3 protein-coding genes are annotated in these 2,722 nt (G+C 45.6%); all 3 read left to right on the forward strand.

The annotated features are described in order from the left end of the window. The first annotated feature begins 128 nt into the window (after positions 1-128). The 3 genes from INF28_RS12580 (at position 129) to INF28_RS12590 (ending at position 2,624) form a co-directional block, all read left to right on the forward strand. Positions 129-1,418 carry a VirD4-like conjugal transfer protein, CD1115 family gene (locus INF28_RS12580; RefSeq protein ID WP_318961778.1) on the forward strand — a complete coding sequence of 430 codons (1,290 nt, stop codon included), beginning with the start codon at positions 129-131 and terminating at the stop codon, positions 1,416-1,418. Between the two features lie 34 nt (positions 1,419-1,452). Then, a complete protein-coding gene (locus tag INF28_RS12585) occupies positions 1,453-1,695 on the forward strand; it encodes a hypothetical protein (protein ID WP_404815182.1) in 243 nt (80 codons plus the stop codon). Between the two features lie 65 nt (positions 1,696-1,760). Next, positions 1,761-2,624, forward strand: a complete 864-nt coding sequence (locus INF28_RS12590) for a hypothetical protein (protein ID WP_226393803.1) — start codon at positions 1,761-1,763, stop codon at positions 2,622-2,624. The last annotated feature ends 98 nt before the right edge of the window (positions 2,625-2,722 follow it).

Below are 2,722 nucleotides of genomic sequence, written 5' to 3' on the forward strand. Positions count from 1 at the left end.
GGTTGGCTTATGTGAAATTAATGTATAGGTGAATTTTGATGGGGCGCGTGGTGATGGGAAACCATCACGCCACGTGCTAAGCGGGGGAAAAGCCGGAGATTACTTCAAAGGCTTACCTATCGCAACAGATGCTCCGAAGTGTTGCACCCCTGCTGCTGGAACAAGGCTATGATGTTAAGGTGTTTAACCTCATAGAGCCGCAGAATTCGGACGGTTACAACCCGTTTGTCTATATCAAAAATGACGAGGATGTGATCAAGCTCATATCCAATCTGATACAGAATACCACGCCGAAGAACGCATCTCAAAACGATCCGTTTTGGGAAAAATCAGAAATCGCACTGGATACCGCTTTCATGCTGTATCTTCTGCACGAAGCGCCGCCTGAAGAACAGAACTTTGAAATGCTGATGTTTTTAATTGAGAACGCCGCACAGGTTGAGGATGACGAGAACAATTATATGTCGCCGGTCGATATGCTGTTTCAGGGTTTGGAGGAGGACAACCCCGAACACATCGCGCTGAAGCAATATAAGGTATTCAAGCAAGCCAGCGGCAAGACCGCAAAGTCGATCCTTATTTCCGCCGCAGTGCGGCTTGCGGCGTTTAATCTGCCGGAGATTGCAAAGATGACATCATACGATAATCTTGATATCGGCACACTCGGCGAAAAGAAACGAGCCATATTCTGCGTCATCCCCGACAATGACAATTCCTTTAATTATCTTGTGGGTATGCTCTACACACAGGCGTTTCAGGCACTTTACTATAATGCAGACCATGAACACGGCGGCGAGCTGCCCGTTCCGGTGCATATTGTGATGGACGAATTTGCAAATGTGGCGCTTCCCGATAACTTTGAAAGATTGCTTGCTACAATGCGTTCACGGGGAATTTCAGTATCTATTATTATTCAAAATATGGCGCAGCTCAAGGCGCTTTTCAAGGATAGCTGGGAAAACATCACTGGCAACTGCGACACGCTTCTCTATCTCGGCGGTAACGAACAGGCGACGCATGAGTATATCTCAAAAATGCTCGGCAAGGAAACCATTGACACAAGAACGCGGGGCGTTACCAAAGGACAGCACGGCTCCAGCAATACCAATTACCAAAACGCCGGACGTGAGCTTTTAACGCTGGATGAGGTGCGCCTTTTGGATAATTCCAATGCGTTGATTTTTGTGCGCGGCGAACGCCCTATTATGGACAAAAAGTTTGACATCATGGCACACCCGAACATCAAGAAAACAGCGGACGGCAAGGCAAAACCGTACACGCACAGCAAAAACAGCAAATATCTCAAAAAAGATTTATCCTTTACCATCAATGAGGATATATCAAATGTTAAGTTTATGGAGGTTGAACAATACGATGAAAAATCAGAACAAAATAGCAAAAATTCAGACAATTCTTAAAAAGATAAAGATTGCGCTTGGGGCAGCCGCCGTTATGACGATGGCTCTTTCAGGCAACGTGTGTGCCGCCGATCCGCTTGGGACGATTAACAGCCTGTCAGAATTTATCTTTTCCGCAATTAAGGCGATAGGCTTTATCCTGCTCGGCTTCGGCGTGGTGCAAATCGGTCTGTCACTGAAATCCCACGACGCATCCCAGCGTGCAAACGGCTTTCTGACCTTTTTCGGCGGCGTTATCATTGCCTTTGCAAAGGACATTTTGGACATGATTATGTAAAAACTACAAGAAAACCGCCGTCTGTAAAAAGGCGGCGGAAGAGTTTAGGCAGGAGGTGATTATTTTTGTCCGATAATTGGATCGTGGCAAATTTGGAAAATGCCTTTCATACATGGAATGATAAGATGGCGGAAATATGGAGTCTTATCACCACTTCGCCGCAGGACTTCCGCGGCGGAGCAATTTGGAGTGTGATAAGCGGAATTAACGGAGGATTGCAAGCCATCGGTCTTGGCTTGTTAGTCCTCTTTTTTGCTATGAGCATTTTCAAAAGCACGGCTTCTTTCAGGGACTTTCAACGCCCGGAATATGCCTTAAAGCATTTTATCCGCTTTTGTGCCGCAAAGGTCGCCATCACTTATGCGATGGATTTAATGACCGCCATATACTCTATCTGCGGCGGCGTTGTGGAACAGATTGCAGGAAGCCTCGGCGGGATCGGCGGCGCAGCGGTAACATTGCCGTCGGCAATCGAAACCGCCGTTGAAGAAGCAGGTTTTTGGGCAAGCATACCACTATGGCTTGTAACCATACTCGGCAGTCTTTTTATAACCGTGCTTGCCTTTATTATGATTATGACGGTCTATGGCAGATTTTTTAAGCTCTATATTTATACAGCGATTGCACCTGTGCCTTTGTCATCGTTTGCCGGCGAAACCACATCATTTATGGGAAAATCATTTTTGAAATCCTATGTGGGCGTGTGTATGGAGGGCGCTGTTATCGTACTCGCTTGTATCATCTTTTCAGCGTATGCAAGCAGCAGTACCCCGACGCTTGATACGGGCATCACTACCGTAACCATGATATGGAAATACATTGGAGAGGTTATTTTCAATATGCTTGTTTTGGTAGGCTTGATAAAAGGCGCAGACCGAATTGTAAAAGAACTGTTTGGAAGGTTTTGTAAAGTTAAAATGAAAAAATAGCATAATGATTTCACAAAATTCCGCCGATTTTTGCCAAATAGCTTTTAAATGCTCGACTGAAATTTGTCAAGGGTAAAATAAACGTGCTAAAGCACGCC

This window comes from Ructibacterium gallinarum (assembly GCF_014982785.1).
Classification (GTDB): Bacteria; Bacillota; Clostridia; order Monoglobales; family Monoglobaceae; genus Ructibacterium; species Ructibacterium gallinarum.